Here is a 1,502-nt window from a genome sequence, read left to right as displayed (position 1 = left end):
GACCACCAGCAGGCGACCGTCATCATCAAAGAGCTTAAACGGCGTGTCCGCAATGCGGCCGCCCTCCTCGAGAGAGCCCTTGTCCTCGAGCAGCGGCGTCTCGACCGGCAGGTAATGATGCTCCCTGAAGCAGCCCTTCACCGTCAGCGCGATCTCCTCGCGCGCCTGAGCCTCCTCGGGCAATATGTCCCGGAATCCCCACGGTGTGGCCGTCATCTGGTGAGCCTCCTCATGCTGTGTTTCATGTAGAACAGAAGACCGGCATAGCTCCGCCGGTCTTCTGGGTACTTTAGCATACTAGAGTGCTTGCGGGGAAAATCCGTCGCAGCCGCTCACACCGTATTCATTTGGAAACATAGGGCAGATTGTCGCAACCCAACCCCACCTAGACGCCAATCGCACGACGATACTCTGCCATTACCTGCGCATCGGCAGCTGCGGGGTCGGCAAAATAGCGCCAGTCATAAGTCTCGGCCGAAACAACTCCGCGATAGCCGCGCGCCACCAGCCTATCCAGGTCGGCGCGCATATCGCGGTCGCCGTCACCCCAGGCAAGATGCGTCGTGCCATCTGCCGCAACATCGACAAAATGCACGTGGGCGACATCATCGCCAAGCAGATCGAAATAATCGTCGATGGTATCCCCCGCCACCGCCATAGCGCCCAAATCCAGACATGCCTTAAGTGCCGGATGATCAACTGCCTCGATCATGCGCTTCGTATCGGCCGCCGAGTTCACGATCATCGACTCAACCGGCTGTAGGGCCTCGAGCACCAGTCGCACGCCGCACTCTCCCGCATGCTCGGCAATCGCACGCAGCATCGAGGCGCTGCGACCCCACGCGTCCTCGATCGGCTCGTTCAAAAATGCCCAGCCGCTCGAGACCATGACCTGCTCGGCTCCAAGTTCCGCCGCGATATCTACAACGTTCTTAAAGTACGCGAGCGTGCGGGCACGCGCCTCATTCCCGCGCGCCGCGATATTCCACGGCTTGGGGTTGTTCTGTTCGGGACAAAGCCCCACAATCCGAACCCCATACCGCTGTGATAGCTCCCGCACCTGCTCGAGCGAATCGTATCCATGGCAATCGACATACAGATGCATCGCCCCGGTCCAAAGCTCGCAACACGTGTAGCCCGAAGCCGACGCCGAAGAAAAGAACTCCTCAAGGTCAAAATAACGATGGCTGATATTCATGACAGCAAGCTGAGGGTAGCTCATAATTACTCTCCAACCCAAACGGGGCCCCGTTCCATATAGGAGCGGGGCCCAATTACACAAACGTTATTTGCTCTTAGTAATCGAACTGGTGATAGTAGCGACGATAGTTCAGGTTGTGCTTGGTGACCGTCTCGTAGTAAGCGGCAAGGCGATCGGTGATCAGCGAGGAGAGGATCCACGGAGACACGATGACGCGGAACTCGTCGTCAAGGCCGGGGATCGCGAACTCGGCGGTGTCGATGATGTTGATGTCGGTGTCGCCGGTCACGCCGCGGGTCAG

The 1,502-nt window shown here is 58.7% G+C and carries 2 protein-coding genes and 1 pseudogene; all 3 read right to left on the bottom strand.

The window, feature by feature from the left end; all coding sequences use genetic code 11:
- Positions 1 to 216, bottom strand: a 216-nt coding sequence (locus AB5Z54_RS09165; protein ID WP_368161295.1) for an ATP phosphoribosyltransferase regulatory subunit, incomplete at its 3' end; no start/stop codon positions are given.
- Positions 217 to 385: 169 nt separating this feature from the next.
- Positions 386 to 1,222, bottom strand: a complete 837-nt coding sequence (locus AB5Z54_RS09160; protein WP_271747053.1) for a sugar phosphate isomerase/epimerase family protein — start codon at positions 1,220 to 1,222, stop codon at positions 386 to 388.
- A gap of 73 nt (positions 1,223 to 1,295) precedes the next feature.
- A pseudogene (locus tag AB5Z54_RS09155) lies at positions 1,296 to 1,502 on the bottom strand (SIS domain-containing protein); the annotation flags it as partial.

The organism is Collinsella aerofaciens, from assembly GCF_040910185.1.
GTDB lineage: Bacteria > Actinomycetota > Coriobacteriia > Coriobacteriales > Coriobacteriaceae > Collinsella > Collinsella aerofaciens_BF.
Note: the sequence above shows the minus strand (reverse complement) of the source record. Positions and strands in the feature narration are given on the sequence as shown.